At 64.5% G+C, this 26,763-nt stretch carries 20 protein-coding genes; 16 read left to right on the top strand and 4 right to left on the bottom strand.

The genetic code is table 11. From position 1 onward, the window contains the following. The first annotated feature begins 136 nt into the window (after positions 1-136). The gene (locus P9273_RS26810; protein WP_041003454.1) at positions 137-1,093 is read left to right on the top strand and encodes a LysR substrate-binding domain-containing protein; all 957 of its coding nucleotides are present in this window, start codon (positions 137-139) and stop codon (positions 1,091-1,093) included. A 1-nt stretch (position 1,094) separates the two neighbouring features. Here the strand turns inward: P9273_RS26810 and P9273_RS26815 are convergent, their stop codons facing one another. Next, the gene (locus P9273_RS26815; RefSeq protein ID WP_278051467.1) at positions 1,095-3,305 is read right to left on the bottom strand and encodes a bifunctional diguanylate cyclase/phosphodiesterase; all 2,211 of its coding nucleotides are present in this window, start codon (positions 3,303-3,305) and stop codon (positions 1,095-1,097) included. A 120-nt stretch (positions 3,306-3,425) separates the two neighbouring features. On the opposite strand from P9273_RS26815, the gene xseA reads away from it, so the two are divergent. Beyond that, entirely contained in the window at positions 3,426-4,991 is a 1,566-nt protein-coding gene (gene xseA, locus P9273_RS26820; RefSeq protein ID WP_278051468.1) for an exodeoxyribonuclease VII large subunit, read from the top strand. 7 nt (positions 4,992-4,998) lie between these two features. Further along, positions 4,999-6,117, top strand: coding sequence for a DmpA family aminopeptidase (locus P9273_RS26825; protein ID WP_278051469.1), 1,119 nt, complete (start codon positions 4,999-5,001; stop codon positions 6,115-6,117). Positions 6,118-6,150: 33 nt separating this feature from the next. Here the strand turns inward: P9273_RS26825 and P9273_RS26830 are convergent, their stop codons facing one another. After that, positions 6,151-6,405 carry a hypothetical protein gene (locus P9273_RS26830; protein WP_278051470.1) on the bottom strand — a complete coding sequence of 85 codons (255 nt, stop codon included), beginning with the start codon at positions 6,403-6,405 and terminating at the stop codon, positions 6,151-6,153. Positions 6,406-6,815: 410 nt separating this feature from the next. Next, entirely contained in the window at positions 6,816-7,487 is a 672-nt protein-coding gene (locus P9273_RS26835; protein WP_041003444.1) for a FadR/GntR family transcriptional regulator, read from the bottom strand. Positions 7,488-7,712: 225 nt separating this feature from the next. Here P9273_RS26835 and P9273_RS26840 point away from each other — a divergent pair, with 225 nt between their 5' ends. The 11 genes from P9273_RS26840 (at position 7,713) to P9273_RS26890 (ending at position 21,672) form a co-directional block, all read left to right on the top strand. Then, positions 7,713-8,591 (top strand): fumarylacetoacetate hydrolase family protein, encoded by an 879-nt coding sequence (locus P9273_RS26840; protein WP_278051471.1) that lies wholly within the window; start codon positions 7,713-7,715, stop codon positions 8,589-8,591. Then, positions 8,588-9,367 (top strand): alpha/beta fold hydrolase, encoded by a 780-nt coding sequence (locus P9273_RS26845; RefSeq protein ID WP_041003440.1) that lies wholly within the window; start codon positions 8,588-8,590, stop codon positions 9,365-9,367. The genes P9273_RS26840 and P9273_RS26845 overlap by 4 nt, the downstream gene beginning before the upstream one ends. A 52-nt stretch (positions 9,368-9,419) precedes the next feature. After that, entirely contained in the window at positions 9,420-10,760 is a 1,341-nt protein-coding gene (locus tag P9273_RS26850; protein WP_052458974.1) for a metal-dependent hydrolase family protein, read from the top strand. Then, positions 10,757-11,806 (top strand): branched-chain amino acid ABC transporter permease, encoded by a 1,050-nt coding sequence (locus tag P9273_RS26855; RefSeq protein ID WP_442920262.1) that lies wholly within the window; start codon positions 10,757-10,759, stop codon positions 11,804-11,806. The genes P9273_RS26850 and P9273_RS26855 overlap by 4 nt, the downstream gene beginning before the upstream one ends. Next, positions 11,803-12,831: a branched-chain amino acid ABC transporter permease gene (locus P9273_RS26860; protein WP_041003438.1), complete on the top strand. Its 1,029-nt coding sequence runs from the start codon at positions 11,803-11,805 to the stop codon at positions 12,829-12,831. Before P9273_RS26855 ends, P9273_RS26860 begins: the two co-directional genes overlap by 4 nt. 51 nt (positions 12,832-12,882) lie before the next feature. Next, complete coding sequence (locus tag P9273_RS26865; protein ID WP_278051472.1) at positions 12,883-14,124, top strand: ABC transporter substrate-binding protein; 1,242 nt, start codon at positions 12,883-12,885, stop codon at positions 14,122-14,124. 24 nt (positions 14,125-14,148) lie between these two features. Then, positions 14,149-14,934: an ABC transporter ATP-binding protein gene (locus tag P9273_RS26870; RefSeq protein ID WP_278051473.1), complete on the top strand. Its 786-nt coding sequence runs from the start codon at positions 14,149-14,151 to the stop codon at positions 14,932-14,934. Beyond that, entirely contained in the window at positions 14,927-17,146 is a 2,220-nt protein-coding gene (locus P9273_RS26875) for an ABC transporter permease (RefSeq protein WP_278051474.1), read from the top strand. The genes P9273_RS26870 and P9273_RS26875 overlap by 8 nt, the downstream gene beginning before the upstream one ends. Positions 17,147-17,228: 82 nt before the next feature. Continuing rightward, positions 17,229-19,433 carry a flotillin domain-containing protein gene (locus P9273_RS26880; RefSeq protein ID WP_278051475.1) on the top strand — a complete coding sequence of 735 codons (2,205 nt, stop codon included), beginning with the start codon at positions 17,229-17,231 and terminating at the stop codon, positions 19,431-19,433. Between the two features lie 255 nt (positions 19,434-19,688). Continuing rightward, entirely contained in the window at positions 19,689-20,126 is a 438-nt protein-coding gene (locus P9273_RS26885; RefSeq protein ID WP_278051476.1) for an SRPBCC family protein, read from the top strand. A gap of 10 nt (positions 20,127-20,136) precedes the next feature. Beyond that, positions 20,137-21,672: an SRPBCC family protein gene (locus tag P9273_RS26890; RefSeq protein WP_278051477.1), complete on the top strand. Its 1,536-nt coding sequence runs from the start codon at positions 20,137-20,139 to the stop codon at positions 21,670-21,672. 207 nt (positions 21,673-21,879) lie between these two features. On the opposite strand, the gene P9273_RS26895 is transcribed toward P9273_RS26890, so the two are convergent. Then, a complete protein-coding gene (locus P9273_RS26895; protein WP_278051478.1) occupies positions 21,880-22,899 on the bottom strand; it encodes an NAD-dependent epimerase in 1,020 nt (339 codons plus the stop codon). A 234-nt stretch (positions 22,900-23,133) separates the two neighbouring features. Between P9273_RS26895 and P9273_RS26900 the strand changes: the two genes are divergently transcribed. Continuing rightward, positions 23,134-25,782 (top strand): AMP-binding protein, encoded by a 2,649-nt coding sequence (locus P9273_RS26900; protein ID WP_336619407.1) that lies wholly within the window; start codon positions 23,134-23,136, stop codon positions 25,780-25,782. Further along, positions 25,779-26,762, top strand: a complete 984-nt coding sequence (gene nadE / locus P9273_RS26905; RefSeq protein ID WP_278051561.1) for an NAD(+) synthase — start codon at positions 25,779-25,781, stop codon at positions 26,760-26,762. Before P9273_RS26900 ends, nadE begins: the two co-directional genes overlap by 4 nt. The last annotated feature ends 1 nt before the right edge of the window (position 26,763 follow it).

Raw genomic sequence — 26,763 nt, forward strand, 5'->3', positions numbered from 1 at the left:
GCGCCTTGGGAGAAGCGCCGTTCCGGTTTCCATTCACATGCTGTCATGTGGACGATGCCAATTTGCCATCGCGCGATTGATTAATCCAACGAATGTTTTTAATCTCTAGCATCAACATCAATGATAGGTTGGACCGATGAAAGCGCCGCTCGACCTCGATCAGTTGCAAACCTTCATCTCGATTGCAGACACGGGAAGCTTCACCCGCGCCGCCGAAGAGGTGCACCGGACACAGTCGGCCGTGTCGATGCAGATGCGGCGGCTGGAGGAGCGGATCGGCAAGCCGCTGTTCGAAAAGGACGGCCGCACCAACAAGCTGACCGAGGAGGGCGACCGGCTGCTTTCCTATGCGCGGCGGCTGATCTACCTCAACCGCGAGACGCTCGCCGCCTTCGACGACCAGCGGCTCGAAGGCACGATCCGCATCGGCACCCCGGACGACTATGCCGACCGCTTCCTGCCCGAGATCATGGCGCGCTTCTCGCGCTCCAACCCGCGCGTCGAGCTGACGGTGGTCTGCGAGCCGACGCCGGGACTGGTCGAGCACATCAAGCGCGGCAATCTCGATCTTGCGCTGGTGACGCATAACGACACGCGCGGCCAGTCGGAAGTGGTGCGGCGCGAGCCGCTTTTGTGGGTCACCTCGGCCAACCACGCCACGCATGAGCAGGAAATCCTGCCTATGGCGTTCGGCCGGCCGAACTGCATCTGGCGGCGTGCCGCCGTCGACGTGCTCGACCGGCAGAACCGCGACTACCGTGTGCTGTTCTCCAGCTTCTCGGCCACGGTGATCACCGCCGCCGTGCTTTCCGGCCTGGCGGTCTCGGTGCTGCCGGAATGCGCGCTTCGGCCCGGCATGCGCGTGCTCGGCGAGGCCGACGGGTTTGGCCAGCTGCCGGATTGCCGCATCGGCATCATGCGCGGCCAGACCTCGCAGCCGGAGATCGTCGACGCTTTGGCCCGCCACATCGCCGAAAGCCTCGACAATATTTCCGTGCCGGTGAGCGAAGAGGCAGGAAGCTTCGACTTCGCCGCGCTCGCCTTCGCCAAGATGAAGCGGGTCAAGCCGAACCAGATCATGCCTGGATGGTAGATCAAGCTCGAGCGGCGGAACGCTCCTGATCGGCTGACGAGATACCCGGCAGCGCAAGCAGCCGGCCGGGCTCCAGCGGCGGCGACAGGAGATAACCCTGCAATTGCCGGCAGCCCATGCCGACCAGCAGGTTTTTTTGCGCGTCTGTCTCGACGCCTTCGGCGGTCACCTCAACCTTAAGCGCCAGCGCCAGCTCGATCAGCGTCTTGGCGATCGCGCGGGCGCTTTCGTCCTCGTCGAGCAGATGCACGAAGGAGCGGTCGATCTTCAACTCGTCGATCGCCTGGCGCCGCAGATAGCTCAGCGAGGAATAGCCGGTGCCGAAATCGTCGAGCACGATGCGCACGCCGGACTGGCGCAGCGCGGCAATCACCGTGCCGATCGTGTCATTGTGCTCGAGCAGAACGCTTTCGGTGGTCTCGAGCTGCAGGCGGGACGGATCGAGCCCGGTTTCCTCCAAGATTGCGGCGACCTGTCCGGCAAAACCGATATCGCGCAACTGCATCGGCGAGATGTTGACCGCGATCCAGGGCAATTCGGTCCCGGCGGCAAAGCGGCAGGCCTCGTTCAGCGCCCATTTGCCCAAATCGCCGATGAGACCGCGCTCCTCGGCGATGGCGATGAACTGCGCCGCGGGCAAGGCGCCATGCACCTCATGCCCCCAGCGGATCAGCGCCTCGGCCCCGAGAATCCGGCGGCCGTCGGCAGCGAAGACCGGCTGATAGGCGAGCTTTATGCCGCCGTCGCCCTCAAGCGCCTTGCGGAGTTCGGATTCGACCTTGCGCTTGCGCAGCAACAGATCGTCCATGTCGCCGGCGAACACCTGATAGCGGCCGCGACCGTTCTTCTTGGCCTCGTAAAGCGCGATGTCGGCCTTTCGCAGCAGGTCGTCCGCATCCGTCTCCGATCCGGACGACAGCGCGATGCCGACGCTCGCGCTGACGAACACCTGGTCGTCGATCAGCCGGAACGGCTCGCGCAGCTTCATGAGCAGCCTGTCGGCGATGTCCTCGGCGCTCCCGACATGAGGAACGTCGAGCAGGATGATGGCGAACTCGTCGCCGCCGAGCCGGGCGACGGTATCGACGTCGCGGATCGTGTGCTTGAGCCGCGCCGCCGTCTGACGCACGAGCTCGTCACCGGCCGGATGGCCCAACGTGTCGTTGATGTGCTTGAAGCGATCGAGATCGAGGTAAAGCAGCGCCACGCGCGTTCCGTCCTTGCTGGCGAAGAGCAGCGTGCGCCGCAAGCGGTCCTCGAACAGCGCCCGGTTGGGCAGGCCGGTGAGCGTGTCGTGGAAGGCAAGATATTGCGCCTGGTCCTGGCTGGTCTGCAACGCCGCCGAGGCGCGACGCAACCTGCTCAAAAGGAACACCAGCACGCCGCCCGCCAGGAGCAGCGCGATCGCCAGGGCAGGAGCGATCTTACGCACCAAAGCGAGGCCAGGCCGCAATTGGTCCCAGCCGACATAACCGAGGATCACGCCGCGCGAATCGACCAGCGGCACGGCGGCCGGGCCAACCGGCTCGGACAAGGGCACCAGACGCGCTCCCTCGAGCAGATATTTCCCGGCGATCTTGTGCACCACGGCGTCGCTGATGAATTTGACCGATACATGCAGATATTCGGTGCCTTGCGCCTGGCTGACCCTGTCCGAGCTCGGCACCAGCGGCGCGACGCTGACGATCGCCAGCGCGCCGTCGAGCGACACCAGATCCTCGGCCACCATCTTCATAGGCTGGCCGTGCGCATCGGTTTGCGGCGGCCCAGCCAGCATGCGACGCAGCTTTTCGATGATGGGAAGAAGCGTGGGTTGGTCCTCGCCATAGGCGGAAACTTCGACCAGCTTGCCCTCGCGCATGGCGTGGATCGGATGGTTGGCGCTGTCGAGAACGTAGACCCGGTTGTGGCCGTAATAAGTGTACATCCAGACGCTGAGGTTCTCGGCCATCCAAAGCTGGTTGCCGGCCTTTGCATTGATGACGGAATCGTCCCAGACCGAGATGCTTTCCTGCTCCCGCTCAACGGCCGCGATCTTGTCCTGCAGGCCGTCGGCAATGAACATCTTCTGCCGTTCGAGCGAGGCATCGTCCGCCTGGCTGGCGGCGTAGAAGCCGAAGCCGACGACGATGGCCAAAGCGAAAGCCGCGAGCGTCAGCACGGTCAGCGTGACCTGACGCGTCAAAGGGCTGCTGTTGTGGCGTGCGCTCATCGCGTCCCTGGCCGGCTCTCCTGCCGCCAGTCAAAGCAAACCGGGCTTAAGATCGCGTTATAATATTAGCGAGGTTTCTCCGCGCTTGACGCGGGCCGATAAGCGCTCCCCAATCGCCAGATGAGTGAAACAGCAACCGAATCACGCAGCAACGCCACCGAATACACGGTGAGCGAGATTTCCGGCGCGCTGAAGCGCACGGTCGAGGACGCCTTCGGCAATGTGCGGGTGCGTGGCGAGATTTCCGGCTATCGCGGCCCGCATTCGTCCGGCCATGCCTACTTCGCACTGAAGGACGACCGCGCGCGGATCGACGCCGTGGTCTGGAAGACCACCATAGCGCGGCTGAAATTCCGCCCCGAGGAAGGTATGGAGGTGATCGCCAGCGGTAGGCTGACGACCTACCCCGGCAAATCCAATTACCAGATCGTCATCGACAATCTGGAGCCGGCGGGCGCCGGCGCGTTGATGGCGCTGCTCGAAGAACGCAAGCGCCGGCTCCAGGCAGAAGGCCTGTTCGACGCCGGCCGCAAGCGGCGGCTGCCGTTCATGCCACGGGTCATCGGCGTGGTCACCTCGCCGACCGGCTCGGTGATCCGCGACATCATCCACCGCATCAAGGACCGGTTCCCGCTCCATGTGCTGGTCTGGCCGGTGCGGGTCCAGGGCGAGACGACCGCCAAGGAAGTGACCGCAGCCGTCAATGGTTTCAACGCGCTGACATGGGACGGGCCCATCCGCCAGCCCGATCTTCTGATCGTGGCGCGCGGCGGCGGCAGCCTCGAGGACCTCTGGGGCTTCAACGACGAAGGGCTGGCGCGAGCGGTGGCGGCGTCCGGCATCCCGGTGATCTCGGCCGTCGGGCACGAGACCGATACGACCCTGATCGACTTCGTCGCCGATATGCGCGCGCCGACACCCACCGGCGCGGCCGAGATCGCCGTGCCGGTCAGGGCGGATCTGGAGGCAACCTTGGCCAGCCTCGGCGCGCGACTCAACGCCTGCGCCTCGCGGCATCTGGAGCGCAAGCGCCAAGCGGTGCGCGCGGCGGGGCGCGCGCTCCCCTCGCCCGACCAGTTGCTGGCGCTGCCGCGCCGCCGTTTCGACGATGCGACCAGCCGCCTCGGCCGCGGGCTGACGGTGAATATCGAGCGCAAGCGAGCGACACTGGAGCGGCAAAGGCTGACGCCCGCGACCCTGTCGCGGCGCTTGAACGAAGCGCGCCTGCTGACCGGTCGCGACATCGCGCGTGCCCGCGCGGCGTTCTTCGCCATCGTGCGCGAGCGGCGCGCGCGCTTCCAGCGCAATTCGACGCGCCTGTCGCCGGCCCCGATCGCCCGGCGGCAGAAGCTGCAGGCCGACGCATTGGCCGGACTGTCGCGCAGGCAAGACCAGGCCTTGGCACGGCGGCTCGACCGGCTGCGCGCGGCGCTGACCCAGGCCGACCGGCTCTTGTCGACGCTGTCGCACAAGGCCGTGCTGGCGCGCGGCTTCGCGCTGGTCAAGGATGCCGACGGCGCCGTCATCAAACGGGTCGCGGAACTGGCGCCGGGCGCGGCGCTGCAGCTGGAATTCGCGGACGGCACTGCCGAGGCCATCGCGACCTCCGGCGGGGCGCGGCCGAAGCTGGCGGCGAAGTCGCCCGCCAAGGCCAAGCAACCGGGCAATCAGGGCTCGTTGTTCTGAGGTTTCCATGAGCAACCACGACCCGCATCTTCGCACCCCGTCCGGCAAGCCGCGCCTGCGCGCCTTCGGCATCGCGCTGGACGGGACGCCCGGCCGTTTCAATGCCATCACCGACGTTTCGGGCGTGTCGGTGGGCTATACGACGCTGATTTCCGGCGATGGTCCGCTGCGGGTCGGCGCCGGACCGGTGCGCACCGGCGTCACCGCGATCCTGCCAAGGCCGGTTCAAGAACTCGCGACACCGGTATTCGCCGGCGTGTTCAGCCAGAACGGCAATGGCGAGCTGACAGGCACGCACATCATCGAGGAGACCGGCGCGTTCAACTTCCCGGTCACCATCACCAACACGCATTCCTGCGGCGTCACCCGCGACGCCACGCTGCGCTGGATGCACAAGGTGTTGCCGGCCGCGCTCGACAGCGGCTGGGGTCTGCCGGTGGCGGCCGAGACCTACGATGGCTTCCTCAACGACATCAACGGCCATCATGTGAGCGTCGACCACGTGGCCGCGGCACTCGACAGCGCCAACGGCGGGGCCATCGAGGAAGGTAGCGTCGGCGGCGGCACCGGCATGATCAGCTTCGGCTTCAAGGCCGGATCCGGCACCGCCTCGCGCGTCGTCCAATGGCAGGACAAACGCTACATGCTCGGCGTGTTCGTTCAGGCGAATTTCGGCAAAAGGCACAATTTTACCATTCGCGGCCAGCGTGTCGGCCCGGAATTGGCCCAGCCGGCAATCCGTGAGGCGACGGCGCGCGCCGAGAAGGGTTCGATCATCGCCGTCGTCGCCACCGACGCGCCGTTCCTGCCGCATCAGATGAAGCGGCTCGCCCGGCGCGTGCCGCTCGGCATCGCCCTGACCGGCGGCTATGGCTACCACAGCTCGGGCGATATCTTTCTGGCGTTCTCGACCGCCAATCCGCAGGCCGCGCTAGGCGCTTCGGGGCGGATCGGACAGGCTGAGTTCATCCCGGACGTCGACGTCGACCCGTTCTTTGACGCGGTCGTGCAAGGCGTCGAGGAGGCGATCCTCAACGCCTTGGTCGCCAATGAGGACATGACGGGACGCGACGGCAATTTCGTGCCGGCGCTGCCGAAGGATTGGCTGAAGGAGATGTTCGGCTAAGAGATACCGCTGCTGGCCTGTGCCAGGCGGGTATTATTCCGCCGGCTTGTCGGGCCTTGCTTCGCTGCTGCCCTCTTCGGCAGCTTCCTCGAGGCGCGACGCGATCAGCTCCTGGATGTCGCCGACCTCTTCCTGAATGTCCTCGAGCAGAATGCCTGCCTCGGCGGCTTTGGCGCAGCACTCCCTGGCGAGGGTCTCCGCCTGCTTGTCGATCTTGATCGGCGAATGCTGGCATTGGACTTTCTCGCCAATCCATCCGCGCAAAAACTCGATCGCATGTTCACTCATACTGCTTCTTTCCTAGCGGCAAAGCCGGTTGGTAGCCATGAACGTCCGCGCTCCTGCAGAGGATGCCTGCCCCATTCGAGCCGAGTCGGCCTCGACCGGCAAGACATCTTGTCCGTGGGACAAGACAACTTGCCCATGGGACAAGGTATCTTGCCCATGGTCCGCGGAGCCGAAGGAATGGAGGGGTTGGAGGTGCACGTTCAGATCATTGAGAATGATGGGATCGTTGGCCGGGATCGATAGAAAGCCGCTTTGTTGTTTTTGCTTGCTTTTTTCTAACTTTGACAGCGCATTCGTATCACAAACCGTATCGCGGTTTCCCGGTCGGTGCTGCCCCGGCCTCAGCCGGAGCAGGCGCTATATAGTGGCATCTTCATGCAATGTCGACTCGGGCTCCGTCGTCCGAGCGACTACCTCCCCAGAAGATTGCGCTCGACGGTCCTCAGATGCGTCAGCATAGCATTGCTGGCGCCTTCGGAATCGCGTGCCAGCAACGCATCCAGGACGAGTTGGTGCTCGCTGCAATAGGTGGCGCGGCGTTCCTCCGAGAAGGAACGCTTCTTCATCTCGAACCACGGCCGCTGATTGCGCAGGATGCGCATGAGATTGTGGATCTCCTTGAGGAAGTCGTTGCGCGAGCACGCGAAGATGCGGTGGTGGAATTCCGCGTCCCAGTGCTCGAAAGTGGGCATGTCCTGGGATGCACAGGCGATCTTGTGCGCCTCGCGCACGGCGTTCAATTCGCCGGCGCTTGCATTGGTCGCGGCAAAGGACGCCGCCGCCGGCTCCAGCAGTTGCCTGATCTCCATCATGTCGGCGGGGCTGGTTCCTTCCATGCGGGCGACGGTCGCGGCCATGGAATCGGGGTTGCCCGCCGTCAAAAAGGTCCCGCGCCCTACGTGCCGTACGACCGTGCCGTCATCCTCGAGCATGCTGACGGCACGCCGCACCGTGTTGCGCGCCACGCCGAACTCGCTGGCGAGGTCGCGCTCCGGCGGCATGCGGCCGTTCTCCAGCCACTCGCCCAGCGAAATCCGCTTCTTCAGGGCGATGGCGATATCGTTGGCAACCAGTTTGGGCATGTTTGGGAGCGTTTATCTGATCCAATAATGAACCATTTATAGCAGCTTTTCATGTGCCCGTCCATCAGGCAAGCCCACGAACACTTCTGCATTCGTGCGCCGTAGGGGTACCGGGATTATTTGATGAAGCCAATCAGAATCCGGCTTGCGGCCTAAGCCAATTGGGGTTAGCGTGTTTCAAAAGAGCAGAAAATTGGCTCAAAATTGGTTCACGGGAGGAACTTCATGCGGGTCGCGACTTTCTCGCTCGCCGGCGAACGGCGCGTCGGCCTGGTCGATCTTGCCGCCCAGACCGTCGCCCCCTTCGATTTGCCCATCGAGCGCGCCGAGGCCGGGTTGCTCGCGCTGATCGAACGCGACGGAGCCGGGCTGCCGCGCACCCTCTCCCCGGTTCCGCTGGCAGGGGTAGAGATCGAAGCTCCGATTCCACAGCCGCGCCGCAATATCTTCTGCGTGGGCAAGAACTACCACGAGCACGCGCACGAGTTTGCCCGCTCAGGCTTCGATTCCAGCGCCGGCGCCGGCGCGGTGCCGAAGCATCCGATCATCTTCTCCAAAGTGCCGGAATCGGTCGTCCCCAACCACGCCAGCGTGCTGATCGATTCCGCCGTATCGACGGCGATCGACTATGAGGCGGAGCTTGCCGTCATCATCGGCAAGGGCGGGCGCGGCATCTCGAAGGAGGATGCCCTCGACCACGTCTGGGGATATACGATCGTCAACGACGTCACGGCGCGCGACCTGCAAGGCAAATACAGCCAGTGGCTGATCGGCAAGTCGCAGGACACGTTCTGTCCGATGGGTCCGTGGGCCGTCACCAGGGACGAGTTCGATCTCGCCAGCGCCGGCATCCGCTGTTTCGTCAATGAGGACCTGCGCCAGGACTCCCGTATATCGCTGCTCATCTTCGATATCCCGACCATTATCGCAACGCTGTCGCAAGGCATCACGCTCAAGCCCGGCGACATCATCGCCACCGGCACGCCGGTCGGGGTCGGCATCGGTTTCGACCCGCCCAGATATCTCAAGCCCGGTGATGTCGTGCGCATCGAGATCGACGGCATCGGCACGCTGGAGAACCGTTTCGTGGAGAGGCCGCAATGACGACCGTGACTGTCGGCCAGGTCGTTGCGGAGGTCGTCGGCGAAGGCGCGGCCGTAGTGATGATCCATGGCCTCGGCGGGACCTCGAACATGTTCCAGCCGCAGATGGGCGCGCTCTCCGGCTATCGCGTCGTCCGGCTCGACCTGCCGGGGTCGGGCCGCTCGCCGCGGCCGATCGAGCCGCTCACCATCGAAGGGATGAGCGAAGCCGTCATCCGCGCTATGGCCGGCATGGGCGTTCCATCGGCGCATTTCGTCGGCCACTCGATGGGCACCATCGTGTGTCAGCAGATCGCCGCGACGCAGCCCGCGCTGGTAAGATCGCTGACGCTGTTCGGCGCCCTGGCCGAACCAGGCGAGGCAACCCGGCAGGGGCTCGGCAACCGGGCGCGCCTCGCGCGCTCCGGCGGCATTGCCGACATCGCCGATCAGATCGTCGCCAACGCGATCTCGGCGCATACGAGGGAGACGTCGCCCGCGGTGGCGGCCTTCGTGCGGGAATCCATCACCCGCCAGGACCCCGAATCCTATGCCCGCACCTGTGAGGCGCTGGCGAAAGCCGTCGCCGTCGATGCGCGGAGGATTTCGGCGCCGACCCTGCTCGTCACCGGCGATGCCGACACGGTCAATCCGCCTGGCGTCGCCCAGGCGCTTGCCGACAAGATCAAGGGAGCCGTATTCTCCTCGCTCGATCGGTGCGGACACTGGGCCACTGTGGAAAGTCCGCGCGAGAGCAGCTCGAAGCTCGCCGATTTTTTGAGACGGGTTGATAGGTGAGGATTTCGCATCGGGCGTAGAATTACGCGCTCGGCAAGTTGGGAGGCTTGTTATGGCAGACGAAAGCTGGGCCGGAAACGGATCGGGAAGCACGCTCTTCACCAATGTGCGCGTGCTCGACGCCACCGGCGAATACCCTTACACCGGCGAGGTGCTGGTGCAGGGCAACCGCATCAAGCAGATCACCAGGGGCTCGTCCCGCTTCGGCGCCTCATCGTCGTCTCCCTACAGCGGCGGCGCGCCAGGGGGCGCCACCGTGATCGACGGCATGGGCGCGACGCTGATGCCCGGCATGATCGATGCGCATCTGCATCTGTCCTGGAACAACGCGCCCGGCATCGATCCCATCCAGATGATGGAGATCGAGGAGCACATGCTGGTCACCATGGAGATGGCCAAGCTGGTGCTCGATGCCGGCTTCACCGCCGGTCGCGGCGCGGCCGCCGCCAAGCCGCGGCTCGACGTCGTCGCCAAGAAATTCATCAACCAGGGCCGGTTTCCCGGACCGCGTTACCTCGCGGCCGGGCCTGAGATCACAACGGTCGGCGGCCTCGGCGATTCCGCGCCCTCGCATATCCCGCATGAGGGCCTCAATCTCGGCATCGTCGTCTCGGGTCCGGAGGAAATCCGCCGCACGGTGCGCCAGCTGATCAAGTACGGCGTGGATTCCATCAAGCTCAACCTCTCCGGCGAGAGCATCACCGGCATGGGCGCGGAGGAAACCCCGATGTCCGAGGAAGAGGTCGCCATGGCCGCTTCCGAGGCGCGCTGCCGCAACAAGGTGCTGTCGGCGCATGCGCGCTCTTCCGGCTCGGTCAAGCAATGCGTCCGCCACGGCATCCAGAACATCTACCACGCCTCCTTCGCCGATGAGGAAGCGCTCGACATGCTGGAGGCGGTCAAGGACAAGCACTTCGTCGCGCCGGGCATCGCCTGGCTGATCAACACCGCGCGCCATGCCGAGCAATGGGGCATCAAGCCCGGCTCGCCGCTGTCGCTCGAATATGAGCGTGAGCTGGAAATGTGCATCGAGACGATGAAGAAGATGCACCGGCGCGGCATTCGCGTATGCATCGGAGGCGACTATGGCTTCGCCTGGACGCCGCAAGGCACCAACGCCAAGGACATCCAGACCTTCGTCGAGATGCTCGGCTTCTCGCCGATGGAGGCGATCCAGGCCGGCACCAAATATGGCGGCCAGATCATGGGCATGGGCGACGAACTCGGCCTGATCAAGGAAGGCTATCTGGCAGACATCCTTTTGATCGACGGCGATCCAATTTCCGACGTGCGCATCCTGCAGGACAAGAACCGCATCCTTGCCATCATGAAGGACGGCAAGTTCCACAAGGCGCCGCGCATGAACGAGCAGCGCCGACGGCTGACCGCATGAGCATACTCGACCAGCCATCGTCTTCGTCGCTGTCGGGCGGCGGCATGACGCGCCGCCAGATTTGGGGCCTCGTCGGCCTGCTGGCCGCGGCGATCGTCGCCTGGCTGGTCTTCGCCGTCTGGCCCGCCTGGCTGAACGCGATCCTCATTTCCAAGAAGGCGTTCGTCAGCGCCATCCTCAACGGCCTGACGCTGGCCGGCCTCTATTTCCTGGTCGCCAGCGGGTTCACGCTGATCTTCGGCCTGATGCGCAACATCAACCTGGCGCATGGTTCGCTCTACCTGCTCGGCGCCTATATCGGCTACGAGGTCACCAGCCGCACCGGCTACTGGCTGCTCGGCGTCGCAGCCGGCTTCGCGGTGCTCGCCATCATCGGTGTCGTCATGCAGGTTTTCGTCTTTCGCCGCCTGGAGGGCGATGATCTCAGGCAGACCCTGGTCACCATCGGCATCTCGACCATCGCCGCCGACCTGATGCTGGCGGTCTGGGCCGGCGGCACCTACCAGATCGCCACGCCGGAATGGCTCGACGGCGCCCTGACCTTGCCCGTCATCACGGCGGTACGCTCGAACGGCGTCTCGGTTTTTCTCACCTATCCGCTTTACCGCGTGGTCGTGCTGGCGGCAGCGATCGTCATCGGGGTCGGGCTCTGGCTGATGCTCAACAAGACGCGCGTCGGCATGATGATCCGCGCCGGCGTCGACGACCGCGCCATGCTGTCGGCTTCGGGCGTCAATGTGCATGCGGTGTTCGCCATCGTCTTCGCGGTCGGCGCCGGACTTGCCGGTTTCGCCGGAGTCGTCGGCGGATCGGCGCTCTCGGTCGCGCCGGGCGAAGACGTGCGCTATCTGCTTGCCTCACTGGTCGTGGTCATCGTCGGCGGCATGGGCTCCATCACCGGCGCGGCGATCGGGGCGCTGCTTATCGGCTTGGCCGAGCAGATCGGCCTCGTCTATTTCCCGACCTACGGCGTGGTGCTCACCTTCGTCATCATGGTGGTGACACTGGCGGTGCGGCCGCAAGGCATCATGGGGAAGACGCGATGAGCCTGGCCACAGCCGCAGAGGGCGCGGCGCCGCAGGAGAACTGGCTGGACAAGATCGGCGCGGGTCATGTCATCCTTGCCGTCGCGCTCCTTCTCTATCCGTTGGTGGCCTCGGATTTCTTCCTGACGCAGATCGCCGGCTATTCGATGATCTTCGGCGTGCTCTCGCTGTCGCTGATGCTGCTTGCCGGCTATGGCGGAATGCTCAGCCTGGCGCAGATCACGGTCGCCGGCATCGCCGCCTATGCCGTCGCCATCCTCGGCAGCAACAATTCCAACGTGCTGGGCTTCGGCTGGCCGTGGTGGATCGTCGTCCCCTTCGCGGTTGCCGCGGCGGCGGTGTCGTCGGCGCTGATCGGCTGGATCTCGGTGCGCACGGAAGGCATCTACACGCTCATGATCACGCTGGCGATCGCGACCGCGACCTTCTATTTCGCCCAGCAGAACTACGCGATCTTCAACGGTCATTCCGGCTATGCCGGCATCCACGCTCCGGTGTTCTGGAGCATCAACTGGCGGGACCCGAAACCTTTCTATTACCTCTGTCTCGGCCTTGCGATGCTGTCCTACGCGGCGGTGCTCTACGGCTCGCGCTCCACCTTCGGCATGACCTTGCAGGCGATCCGCGACAACCCGCGCAGGATGCGGGCGCTGGGCTACCACGTCACCGCGCACAAGGTCTTCGCCTGGTTCCTCGCCGGCATCCTCGCCGGGCTCGCCGGCGTGCTTTTGGTCTGGTTCAACGGACGCGTCTCGCCCGGCACGATCGGTGTCGACGTGGCGATCGACATCCTGATCATCGCCGTCATCGGCGGCCTGCGCCACCCGATCGGGCCGTTCGTGGGCGCGATCGTCGTCATACTGATGCAGACCTTCGCCATCGACATCGTCGGCGCCGAGCGTTTCAACACGCTGATCGGCCTGGTGTTCCTGGTGATCGTCTTCGTCTCGCCGGATGGAATTCTTGGGTTGTGGGGGAGGATCAAGCCACATCTTGCCCAGGAGTCATTGCGCGCCGGTCCCTAGCGGCCGACGCGGATGAAGCACTGCAGATCAATGCAATGGGAGGAACCGAGGATGCATAGACGTACACTGCTGGCCCTGGCACTGTTCACCGGGCTGACCGCGCCTTCGATGGCGCTCGCCGCCGACGACATGATCAAGATCGGCCTGCTCGCCACCTTCGAGGGACCGTTCACGGTGCTCGGCGAGGACGGCGAGCGCGGCGCCATGACGGCGGTCGCCGAGACGAACGGCACCGTCGCCGGCAAGAAGATCGAGATCGTCAAGGGCTCGTCCGACGCCTCGCCCGACAGCGCGGTGCGCGCGGCGCGCAAGCTGGTCGAGCAGGACGGCGTGAAGGTGCTGGTCGGCCCGCTTTCGGGCGATGAGGGCCTTGCCGTCAAGGACTACGCGAAGACGAAGCCCGACGTGACGTTCATCAACGGCACCTCGGCCGCGCAGGACACGACGCTGCGCAATCCGGCCGAGAACTTCTTCCGCTTCTCCACCGACGGCGCGCAATGGATGGCGGGCCTCGGCACCTATGCCTTCAACGACAAGGGCTACAAGAAGGTCGCGACCGTCGCGGAGGATTACTCCTTCCCCTACACGCAGGTATTCGGCTTCATGGCCGAGTTCTGCAAGGCCGGCGGGCACGTGCCGTCGAAATCCTGGGTGCCGATCGGCAACAAGGACTTTTCCTCCGTCATCGCGGCGATCCCCGAGGATGTCGACGCCATCTATGTCGCGCTTGGCGGCGCCGACGCCGTCAACTTCCTGACCCAATACCAGCAGGCCGGCGGCACCGCTCCGCTGATCGGCGGCTCGATCACCGTCGACCAGACTGTGCTGACCTCCAAAGGCAAGCTGCGCGACGTGCTCAAGGGCACGCCCTCGGCTGGACCGACCGCCGACACCAATGACGCGCCGGCCTGGAAGGCGTTCGTCGACGCTTACAAGAAGCAGCCGGGCGCCTTCCCCTCGCCCTCGCTCTTCGCTCATGGCTACTATGTGAACATGAAGGCGGCGCTGCTGGCGCTCGACCAGGTCGGCGGCGACGTCTCCGACGGCGGCAAGAAACTCCGCGAGGCCTTGTCGAAACTGTCCTTCGACACGCCAACCGGTAAAGTGTCGCTCGACAAGAACCGCAACGCCGTCGCCGACATCTTCCTGACCGAGGTCACCGAAGGTTCGGACGGCAATCTCCTGAACAAGCTGGTCAAGGTGGTGCCGCAGGTCAACCAGACGCTCGGCATCCCCGAGGACGAGTTCATGAAGCTCGGGGCGGTCAACCGCGACAATCCGAGCTGCCCGTAACGGCACGCGCCAAGAGCATCGTCAGTGACCGAAAACCTGGCCGCGAACCGTCTGCAGAGCACCAGCGCCTACGCGCTGGAGCTCGATGGCGTTGCGCGGCATTTCGGAGCACTGGTGGCTCTCTCGGGCATCGACATGAGGATCGCGGCCGGCGAGCGGCGCGCGGTCCTCGGCTCCAACGGCGCCGGCAAGACCACGCTCTTCAACGCCGTGACCGGCGACTTCCTGCCGACCGCCGGACGCATCCGCTTCTTCGGCGAGGACATCACCGACCTGCCGCCGCATGAGCGCATCCGCCGCGGGCTGCGCCGCACCTATCAGATCTCTCAGCTGTTCAAGGGGCTGTCGGTTCTCGATTCCATCTTTCTCGCCTGCCGTGGCGTCTCGCGCAGGCGGTTTTCTCTGCTGAGGCCGCCCGCCGCCGACGTCAACATGGTGCAGGCGCGATCGATCCTCGAGGCGGTCCATCTCGAAGCCTATCGCAACGCCCTGGTGGCGACGCTCAGCCACGGCCAGCAGCGGCAGCTGGAAATCGCGCTGGCACTCGCCGGCGCGCCGCGCTTCATCCTGTTCGACGAGCCGGCGGCGGGTCTTTCACCGACCGAGCGACGCGACCTCGTCGCCATCCTCAACGCGCTGCCGAAGCATATCGGCTTCATCATCATCGAGCACGATCTCGATGTCGCGCTGCGCGTGGCCGACTATGTGTCGATGATGCATAACGGGCATCTGTTCAAGGAAGGAACGCCGCAGGAAATCGAGGCCGATCCGGAGGTCCAGCAGATCTATCTCGGAGGCAAGCATGGCTGACCGCTCCGCCGGCAAAAGCGCCAGGGCGGTGCTGAAGATAGAAGACCTGCAGGTCTTCTATGGCGAGAGCCATGCGCTGCAGGGAATTTCGCTGACGCTGGAGAGCGGCGTGCTTTCGGTCGTCGGCCGCAACGGCATGGGCAAGTCGACGCTGTGCAACACCATCGTCGGGCTGAAGCGCGCGCGCTCCGGCTCGATCCGCTTCGACGGCCGCGAGATCACCGCGCTGGAACCGCACGAGATCCATCGCCTCGGCATCGGCTATGTGCCGCAAGGGCGCCGCCTTTGGCCGAGCCTGACGGTCGACGAGCATCTGCGGCTTGCCGCCGGCAACCGGCGCGACGCGAGCTGGACGGTCGAGCGCGTCTACCAGACCTTCCCACGCCTGGCGGAGCGCCGTCATAATGGCGGATCGCAGCTGTCGGGCGGCGAGCAGCAGATGCTCGCCATCTCGCGCGCCCTGCTCAGCGATCCGAAGCTTCTGGTGATGGACGAGCCGACCGAGGGCCTGGCGCCGATCATCGTCGAGCAGGTCGAAAAGATGCTCGTCGAGCTCGCCGCGGAAGGCGAGATGGCCGTGCTCGTAATCGAGCAGAATATCGGGGTGGCGACGGCCGTCTCCAGCCAGGTCGCGATCATGGTCAATGGCCGCATCAACCGGCTGATGGATGCGGCCGCGCTTGCCGCCGACCGCGACCTGCAGCAACGGCTGCTCGGCGTCGGACGCCATGCCGAGGAAGCGCCTTTCACGCCAGCGGAAGCGGCGCAGGCAAAGGAGCAGTTGGCGGCCGTCTATCGCGTCGACCGCGGGGCGGTCGGATCGGTCGAAGCGGCGGGGGGCGACAGCGTCTACCGGCCTGTCACCGAATTGCCCAACCGCTGGAACCTGCCGGTCACCGAACTGAGGCAGGCGGCCGTCTCGAACAAGCTGCCGCAGGAAGATCCCAAGAAGGTCTTTGCCATGCCGTTCGCCGAGCGCATCGGCAGGACGGTGCTGGTCGCTGGCACGTTCGACACCAAGGGCAAGGAACTGCGCTTCATCGCCGAGCGCCTGAGGTCGCTCGGCGTCCCGGTCCGCACGGTCGACCTGTCGACATCGGGCAAACCAGCGAGCACGGACGTGCCGGCCATGCAGGTGGCCGGCATGCATATTCGCGGGTCCTCGGCGGTGTTCACCGACGATCGCGGCGGCTCGGTCAGTGCCATGGCTGAGGCCTTCGCGCGCTGGATCGAGCGAGAGCCGCGCATCGGCGGCATCATCTCGGCGGGCGGCTCCGGCGGCACAACGCTGGCGACGGCCGGCATGCGGGTCCTGCCGGTCGGCATTCCCAAGCTGATGGTCTCGACGGTGGCGGCAGGCGATGTCGCCAAATATGTCGGCGGCGCCGACATCATGATGTTCCATTCGGTCGCCGATGTTCAAGGGCTGAACTCCATTACCGAACGGGTGCTTGCCAATGCTGCGCATGCCATGGCGGGCATGGTGGCGCAGTTGCCCAATGCCGAGGCGTGGGAAGCAAAGCGCAAGGTTGCGCGGCCGGCTGTCGGCATCACCATGTTCGGCGTCACCACGCCGGCGGTGCAGGAGGTTACGAAGCGGCTCGAAGCCGATTATGACTGCCTCGTCTTCCACGCCACCGGCATCGGTGGGCGCGCCATGGAGAATCTGGGCGACTCGCGCCTGCTGTCGGCTTTCCTTGACCTCACCACAACCGAGGTGGCCGACATGATCGTCGGCGGCGTTTTTCCCGCGACGGCGGATCGCTTCGGCGCCGCCATCCGCAGCGGACTTCCCTATGTCGGATCGACGGGTGCGCTGGACATGGTCAATTTCGGTCCGCGCGAGAGCGTGCCGGAGAAGTTCCGCGGCCGCAAATTCGTCATCCATAATCCCAATATCACGCTGATGCGCACGACGCGGGACGAGAACCGCGCTTTCGGCGAATGGATCGGCGCTCGGCTCAACGCTATGAATGGCCCGGTACGCTTCCTGCTGCCCGAAGGCGGCGTCTCGATGCTCGACGCGCCCGGCCAGCCCTTTCATGACCCGGAAGCCGACAACGCCTTGTTCGAGGCAATCGAAAAGACGGTTCGCCAGACGCCGCTGCGCCATGTCGAGCGGGTGCGCGCCAACATCAACGATACGCCTTTCGTCGATGCGGTGATCGGCGCTTTCCACGCGATCGGCCCAAAGCTGCAGAGGCGGGCATGACGAATTGGGCTTTACCTGACGGGCGGACGGATCTTTGAATTGGCGCCTGGCGCAGACCGGATTGTGTAGGGGAGAATAAATCATGGACGCGCAGAGCTTTGGCGCTTTCCTGTTGTGGCTGATTGTCGCCGCGGTCGTCGTGGTGATCGCCGTCTATATCCTGCGGTGGCTCTATCGCCGTTCGACGAAGGAGACGGCGTTCGTGCGCACCGGCTTCCTGGGCGAGAAGGTGGTGGTGAACGGCGGCGCGTTCGTCATCCCCGTGCTGCACGAGATCACTCCCGTCAACATGAACGTGCTGCGCATCGAGGTGCGCCGCGAGGAGGCGCTGGCGCTGATCACCAGGAACCGCATGCGCGTCGACCTCATCGCCGAGTTCTTCGTCCGCGTCGGCGCGAGCCGCGAGTTCGTCGCCACCGCGGCGCAGACCCTCGGCCGCCGCACGCTGCAGCCCGACAGCCTGCGTGAATTGCTGGAAGGCAAGTTCGCGGGCGCCATGCGCACCGTCGCCGCGCAGATGACGCTGGAAGAGATGCATGAGCTGCGCGGCGACTATGCCGAGAAGGTCCGGGCGCTTGCCTCGGATTCGCTGGCCGCCAACGGGCTGGAGCTGGAGAGTGTCGCTATCGTCGATCTCGACCAGACCAGCCTCGAATATTTCGATCCGTCCAACGCTTTCGATGCCGAAGGCCTGACGCAGCTGACCGAATCCATCGAGACCAGGCGCCGTATGCGCAATGAGATCGAGCAGCGCACCTTGGTCGACATCCGCAACCAGAACCTCGACACGCAACGCAAGGTGCTGGAGATCGAGCGCGACACGGAATACGCCCGCCTCGAACAGGAGCGCGAAGTGGAGATCCGGCGCGCCGCGCAGCGCTCCGAACTCGCCAGGGAGCGCGCCGTGCGCGACCAGGAGGCCGAGCAGGCACAGCTTTCCGCGCGCGAGGCGGTCGAGAAATCGCGCCTCGCCCAGGAGCGCAGCATCACCGAGGAACGCATCCGCAGCGAGGAAGACACGCAGCGCCGCGAGATCGCGCGCCGCCGCGCACTCGACGAGGCCGAGATGAAGATGCGCGAACTGACCGAGCGCGAGCAGATCGCTCTCGGACTTTCGCTGGAGAAGGCGCGCATCGAGCGCGAAGGCGCGCAGAGCGGACTTGAGATCGAGCGCAGGAAGTCGCTCGAAATCGCCGAGCTCGAACGCCAGATCGCGCTCGCCGAAAAGGCGCTCGAAGTGACACGGGCGGAGGCGGAGAAGCGCCGCGCCGAGATCGTCGAAACCCAGGCGACCGAGACCGCGCGGATCGAGCAGGAACGTGCGCTGGACGAGGTGCGGATCGCCAGGGAGCGCCACCTCGAAGCCCTGCAGATCGCCAAGCGCCAGGCCTTCGAGGAAGCCGAGATCGCAGCGGCCGAGGAGGTGGAACGGGCGCGCATCACCACCGAGCGCGGCATCGAGGAAGCCAAGCTCGTCAAGGAACGCGAGCTGCGCCAGCTCGCCGTCGACCGCGACCAGAAGGTCGAGATCGCCGAAATCCAGAAGGCTATCGACATCGCCAAGAAGACGCAGGAACGCTCCTCGGCGATCGCCGCTTCGGAAGCCGTCCGCGCCAAGGCCATCCAAGCGGAGGAACAGGCCCTGACCGCCCGCGAGCGCGAGATCGCCGAGCGCCGCAAGCTGACCGACCTGATCGCCGCCAGCCGCGAGGCGGAGCGCGAGGCGCTTCGCGTCACCGCCGCCGCCGAGGCCGAGATGAAGGCCGCGAAGAGCCTGGCGGAAGCGCAGAAGATCGCGGCCGTGGCGGCTGCGGAATCGGAAAAGATCCACGCGCTTGCCGCCGCTCAGCGTTACGAAGTCGACGCGGCCGGTCATCGGCAGATCAACGAAGCGGAGAACCTTCTCTCCAGCGAGGCGCGCGCCGGCCGCCTGCGCGGCAAGTTGCTCGATCACATGGAAGGTATCATCCGCGAGAGCGTCAAGCCGATGGAGAAGATCGACGGGATCAAGATCCTGCATGTCGATGGCATCAATGGCGGGTCGGGCGGCAACCGCAATGTCACCGACGAGGTGATCGATTCGGCGCTGCGCTACCGGGTGCAGGCCCCGATGATCGACAATCTTATGAAGGAGATTGGCATCGAGGGCGGCTCGCTCGGACGGATGACCGACGTGCTGCGCGACGCCAAGGACATTTCCAACCTCGCCCGCGACAAGCGACAAGAAGTGCAAGGGAAAGGCAAGGCCAAGACCGCCAAGGACGATGATGACGACCGCGACCATTGACGGGAACGTCTGCGCTGCCCCTTACCTGCCTGCTGGCACCCTCTCCCCGTATAGTCACGGGGAGAGGGACGCGGTCATTGATGGCTTCGCAAATCACCAACGTCGCAATGTCGGCACCGAGGTTGCGGCCAGCCCCTTTCTCCCCGTCGCTTTACGGAGAGAAATGTCCGGCAGGACAATGAGGGGCGGTGCCGGCGTCAACAAGGGAGGTACACCCAAGCGCGACCTCCATAGTTCCATCTCCGGCTCTCAAGCATGACCAAGGTCTATGTCTCCTCGGTCATCCCGGCCCCGGCCGCGGACGTCTGGAAGGTCGTGCGTGACTTCAACGGCTTGCCGGGCTGGGCGCCTTTCGTGACGGAGAGCCGCATCGAGCAGAACGCGCATGCCGACCGGATAGGCTGCATCCGTAATTTCACGCTCAAGGACGGCGGACGAATCCGCGAAAAACTGCTGGCGCTGTCGGATTACGACCTCTCCTGCAGCTATGCGATCCTGGAAAGCCCGATGCAGGTGGAGAACTATGTCGCCACCCTGTCGCTGACGCCGATTACCGACGGCAATTTGACGCTGGCCGAATGGCAGGCCGAGTTCGATTGTGCCCCCGGACGCGAGGCGGCGCTGACGCAGCAGATCGGCATGGGCGTATTCCAGGCCGCGTTCACCGCGCTGAAGCAGCGCTTCGGACGCTGACCCGCCGCGAATGGTTCAGGTCCGCCAGAGCACGATTATCGATGCCCCGATCGAGGAGGTCTGGGCGATCCTGCGCGATTTCAACGGTCACGACCGCTGGCATCCGGCGATCGCGTCGAGCGAGATCGATGGCGGCGAGCCTGCCGATGTGGTCGGCGCCGTGCGCCATTTCCGTCTGGCCGACGGCGGCGAGCTGCGCGAGCAGCTTCTGGCGCTCTCCGACAAGGACCGCCGGCTGAGCTACTGCCTGCTCGAGGCGCCGCTGCCATTGATGGGCTATGTCGCCTCGATACGGCTGAAGCCGGTGACCGACGGCAACGCCACCTTCTGGGAATGGCGTTCCGAATTCCATCCGCCGGCGCATCGTCGCGACGAACTGGTGAAGCTGGTCGCGGAGGACATCTATCGTGCCGGCTTCGCCGCGATCCGCGACCTGCTCAGGCGCCGGGACTTTCCCATGCCCACCGAGGCAAGGCCGTCGAAGACAATCATGCCGCCGGGGCCGACAGACATTGCACCACGTTCGATCCCAGCACCGTCGATCCTCGCATCATCCTTGAGAAGGGAAGAAACAACGCGGGCGATCCTTGTCGAGCGCTATGGCGGACCGGACGTGCTGCAGCTGAAGGAGATAGCATTGCCGCCGCCGGCACCCTACGAGGTGCGCATCCGCCATACGGTTATCGGCGTCAACTTCATCGACGTCTATTGCCGGACCGGCTTCTTTGATCTGCTGGGGCTGCCCGGCGTGCCCGGCATGGAGGCGGCAGGTATCATCGAGGCTGTCGGCTCGGCGATCTCAGGCCTGTCGGTCGGCGATCGCGTCGCCTATGCCTGCCCGCCGGTCGGCGCCTATGCCGAGCGCCGTAACATGACAGCCGAGCTCTTGGTGCGCCTGTCGGACGACATATCGGACGAAACCGCCGCCGCGAGCCTGCTCAAGGGCGTGACGGCCAGCTTCCTGCTGCATGACATCCATACCGTCCGGCCAGGCGAGGTCGTGCTCATCCATGCCGGCGCCGGCGGCATCGGCCAGTTGCTGGTGCAATGGGCGCGCCATCTCGGCGCCACCGTGATCGCAACCGTGTCGAGCGACGACAAGGCGCGCATCGTCGAGCGGCTCGGCGCGCACCATGTCGTCGTCTATTCCCGCGAGGATTTCAGCGAGGCGGTGATGGGGCTGACCGGCGGCGCAGGCGCCAACGTCATCTACGATGCCGTCGGCGCCGACACATTCGCCGGCTCGCTTGCGGCCCTTGCCGTGCGCGGTCATCTCGTCAGCTTCGGCCAAGCATCGGGGCCGGTCGGCAGCTGGGACGTCGGCCGGTTCGCCTCCCGGTCGATCACCCTTTCGCGGCCCAACTACGCACATTACACCGACACGCCCGAAAAGCTCGCGCCGCATGTCGACCGCTTTTTCGCGGCGTTGCGTCAGCGCGCCGTCAGGATCGAGCAGCCCGTGGCTTATGACCTGGCCAGAGCCGCGGACGCTCACCGGGATCTGGAAGCCCGCAGGACCAGCGGGGCGCTCGTTTTGTTGCCCTAGCCACGGGCCGGGCCGCTCGTGCGCTCGTCAGAGCGATGAGAAGCCCTTGACGCCGATGCGCGCGAGGTTTTCCGATTTCCTGCTTCTAGACTAGAGAGCCGCTAACCGCGGCGCTGGCGTTCACCTTCGCCAGCGGTGAAGCTGCGAAAAGGCGTATCTTTTGGGGTCGCCAACTGCGGCTGCGTGGAGATACAGGAGCGGTCCGGATCAAACTCGATAAAATTCCCGATACCATTCCACGAAACGCCGGACGCCGATCTCGATCGGAATTCTCGGCCTGAAGCCAATCGCTTGCTCAAGTGAGCTGACATCGGCACAGGTGGCAGGCACGTCACCCGGCTGGAGCGGCATGGAGTTGCGTTTCGCTTTCTTGCCCAGCGCGTCTTCCAGCAGTTCGATCAAGTGATTCAGCTCGACTGGCGAGCTGCCGCCGATGTTGTGGATCCTGAACGGCGCGCTGCTCGTCGCGGGGTCAGGCGCGGCACTGCTCCATTCCTTGTTGGGCGTTGCAGGCAGTTGCATGATGCGGATTAAACCCTCGATGACGTCATCGATATAGGTGAAGTCTCGCTGCATGTTGCCGTGGTTGAAGACGTCGATGGGCTCACCCGCCAGTATGGCCTTGGTGAAGATGAACAGGGCCATATCCGGACGGCCCCATGGCCCGTAAACTGTAAAGAACCGCAAACCAGTCGTCGGCAGTCGGAGAAGATGACTGTAGGTATGGGCCATCAACTCGTTGGCCCTCTTGGTGGCGGCGTAGAGACTGAGCGGGTGATCGGCGGAATCGTGAACGGAGAACGGCATTCGCGTGCTGCCGCCATAGATCGAGCTCGAGGACGCATAGACCAGGTGGCCGACCGAGGCGTGGCGGCATCCTTCCAGGACATTGAGGAATCCGCTCAGATTGCTTTCGCCGTAGGCGTAGGGATTGGTGAGCGAATGACGAACGCCGGCCTGGGCTGCGAGATTGACGACGATTTCCGGATCAACCGAGGCAAATAGCCCCGAAACGCGATCACGATCGGCGAGATCGACATGCTCGAACCGGAAATGCGGAAATTCCTCCAACTGATCGAGCCGGGCTCGCTTCAGATTGACGTCGTAGTATTCATTCATGGAATCGAAACCGAGAACTTGCCAACCGTCGCTAAGCAGTCTCCGGCATAGATGAAAGCCGATGAAACCCGCTGCCCCGGTGACAAGAACAGGCCTATTTGATGTCACGGCATATCCCTAACGTTAAGCTGTGACCCGATTCCTACCCGTTCCCACCCTCGCCTCTCTTTATCCCCGGAAGCATCATCAGAATGATCGATGAAAGATCTCTTGAGCAGAGCCATAACCGAACTTCATCTCTAGCTCAGGCACGCCATGCTCCCGGCATATGTGAAGGCACAAGCAGCGGATCAGGACTTTGATGAGGCTCCTCTTCCGCAAAGCCCGCCCGGATGGGTAGAAGTGCGCAATTATGCGCTGGACCAGGGCGGACCTGCCCTGCGGTCCTATCCGCCTTTGCCGGCCGATTTTGCGGATATAGGGATCGGTCCCCGTCTGGAAATGATCGTAGGGCAACATCCGCATAAGATCGCCATCAATGACGGTGCGGACGAACTCTCCTATTCGGCGCTCGGCGTCGCCGTCGATATCCTATCGCGCCGCGTTGCGAATGCCGTTCCCGAAGGCAGGCCGGTCGGAATCTGCCAGCCAACCTCGGTCTGGAGCGTCGTCGCCATGCTCGCGGCCATGGCAGCCGGACGGATTTCGATTCCGCTCAATGCGAGAGATCCCGGTCCCCGGATCAGGGAGATTGTGGCGGCGTCCCAGCTTTCGGCCATGCTGGGCATCGGCGACAGGCCCAGCGACCTGCCTGCGGACATCCAATGGATCGACATGAGCGTAAGTTCGGCATCGGAGCGGGAGCTGTTGGCAACGCCCCTGCCGCAGCCTTCCGTCGATGCGCCGGCCATCATTCTCTATACCTCGGGCAGCACAGGGCGCCCGAAGGGCATAGTTAACAGCCAGCGCAGCTTGCTGTGGCGCGTGCAACAATATGTCGAGGCGTGTCACATCAATTCGGACGATGTTTTTCTGCCCCTGTCGGGACTGGCCACGATAGCCGGCTGCCGCGAGATTCTGGCGGCCGTCCTCAGCGGGGCCACCTTGCAGCTCGTCGAACTGGAGGCGGTGGGGCTGCGCGGCGTTCGCGCGCGGATGCAGGACCAGGGCACGACCGTCACATACATCGTGCCCACCTTGCTTCGAACGCTGATGGCGGATGCCAGCGCTGATTCGTTCAGATCGCTCAGGGTCGTCCGCGTCGGCGGCGAGAAAGTGCTGTGGTCCGACATTGCCCTTCTGCGCAAAGCCGTCCCGCCGCATTGCCTGATCCAGATCGGCTATTCGTCCACGGAAACGACAGGATCGCAGTGGTTCGTGCCGTCGGAACCGCCGAACGCCGAGCCCGACGTGCCGGTTGGGCGCCTTTTGCCGGGGATCGCGTTCTCGATCGTCGACGAGGAAGGACGCGTCGTCCCGCCCGGTGAAACGGGAGAGCTCGTGATCAAGAGCCCCTATGTCCTGCTCGGGCATTGGGAAAATGGCGCCGTCATCCCTGTCGAAGCCGACCCCGACGATCCGCATGCACGGGTTTTTCCGACCGGCGATCTCGTGCGTCTGGACAGCGATGGTCTATTGAGGATCATCGGCCGGAAGGGGCGCCAGATAAAGATCAACGGTCGACGCATCGAGCCGGCCGAGCTCGAAAGGGTGCTGCGATCCGCCCCGTCGGTTCAGGATGCCGTCGCAATCGTGACCGAGGCAACCGAACTTGTCGCATTCGCCATTCCAAGCGATGTCGCAGGTCCGGATTTTGTGGAGGACCTGCGCCGGCTGATTGCCGACACGCTGCCCCCAGCGCTGCGGCCCCTGCGGCTCCACCGGGTGAGCGAGATCCCCTGCCTTGATGGCGGAAAGATCGACCTCATCAAACTCGGTAAAATGGACCTCCTCGCCAGGAGGCCGATTGTTCCGGCCGACCCGTCCGGTTCGGATGCCGATTCGGCGGTGGGTAAGGTGGTGCAGAAGGCATGGAGCAAGGTCCTCAACACCAAGGCAGCCACAGGCAGATGGGACGAGGCTGGAGGAGACTCGCTGAAGCTGCTGCACTGCGTGATGGAGATCGAGAATCTCATCGGCAAGGAACTCGGCCTCGAGGGGTTCACCGTCGGAATGAGCGCGGCCGAGATGGTGAGGGCTGTCGTCGCGGCGCAGGCAGCCGCATCCGGCAAAGCCGTCCCTGAGCACAACCCGCCGCTGCTTTTCCTGTTTCCCGGATCCGTCGGCTACGGTCCAAGTCTTGCCGCCTTTTCCTCCGCCATGGGGAAAACCGCGAAAGTGGTTCCAATCAGATATCCCGGCCTCGCGCTCATCCTGCGCGGACAGAGCGATCTCGCCAGCATGGCAGACGCCGCGGTCCAGCAAATCAACCGCGCTCAGCCGTCCGGGCATGTCAGGCTTCTGGGCCACTCGCTCGGCGGCGCGGTCGCGCTGGAGGTCGCGGTGCGCCTGCTCGAGGCCGGGCGGTCGGTCAAGTTCATCGGCATCCTCGACACAAGCCTGGAGGGCGAGCGCAGCCGCCTGTGGGACACGTTCATCCGCACGATGCGCCGGCTCCGGTCCAACCGCATCTCGTTCCAGCGCGTCGCCTGCCGCGCGCTGGCAAAGATCGCGGTCAGATTGGGGCACGAAGTCCGTCTCGCCAGCGCGATCGATCGCTATACCGAAGGCCAGTTCAACGGAGCCTGTTTCCGCATCAAGCTGGAATTGCAGGAGGTTTTGCGGGCTCGCGCATTTTTCCGATGGCTGGAGGAACCCAAGCCAGCGCTTCCGATCCATGGAACGCTGTTCCGCTGCGCTCGCCCGGGGATGTCCCGCGCCATCGGGTGGGATCGGGTGTTTCGCGACCTGCAGGTGGTTCCGATCGTCGGCACACATATCGATCTCGTCGTGGAGCCTCACGTCGCGACCAACCGTCCGCTGATCGAGAAGGCCGTGTTGCAAACCTATTCGACGGCCGAAACCCTGCAATTGGAGGGCCAGTGGGCGTGATCTCGGGATTCACCAAGGAAGCGCTGGCATTGGATGCAGCCGCGGAAGCGGACCGCATCGTGTCGTCGACGCGCGAGCAGGTTTTGGTCACGCTTCGACGGCGCGGCGTGGTGGTCGGCCTATCGGGCGGCATCGACAGTTCCGTCGTAGCCTCCTTATGCGTGCGCGCCTTCGGCAAGGACAAGGTGCTGGGTCTCTTCATGCCGGAGCGGGACTCCTCGGGAGACTCGCTGAGGCTCGGACGCGTCATCGCTGCTCAGCTCGGCATCGATACCCTGGTCGAAGATATCGCCCCGGCGCTCGATGCCATCGGCGCCTATCGCCGGCAGATCGAGGCCATCCGCTCCGTCGTTCCAGAGTATGACGAAGGATGGAAATGCAAGCTGGTGCTGACCTCGGTCCTGGAGAGCCAAGGGCTCAACATCACCCGTCTTACGGTTCAGGATCCGGAAGGCAAGGTCAACACGGTTCGGCTGCCCTTGGCAGCCTATCTGCAGATCGTCGCCGCGACCAATTACAAGCAGCGCATCCGCAAGATGACCGAATATTATCATGCGGATCGCCTCGGCTACGCTGTTGCCGGAACGCCGAACCGGCTCGAATACGACCAGGGCTTCTTCGTCAAGCAAGGCGACGGTATCGCCGACGTCATGCCGATCGTGCACCTGTACAAAACACAGGTCTACCAGTTGGCTGAATATCTCGGAGTGAACGAAGAAATCCGTCGCAGGCCGCCGACCACCGACACATTTTCCATGGCTCAAAGCCAGGAGGAATTCTACTTTGCGCTGCCTTACCAGCTGACGGATCTATGCCTCTATGGCGTCAACCATGGGTTATGCGCCGACGAGGTCGCAGCCGCTGCGGGCCTCACGGGCGGCCAGGTCGAGAAGGTCTTCAAGGACATCGAAGCCAAGCGCCGGGCAGCACGCTATCTGCATGCGCGGCCCTTGCCGTCCGTGCCGATGGATGTGGACTGAC

The organism is Mesorhizobium sp. WSM4935, assembly GCF_029625735.1.
Taxonomy (GTDB): domain Bacteria; phylum Pseudomonadota; class Alphaproteobacteria; order Rhizobiales; family Rhizobiaceae; genus Mesorhizobium.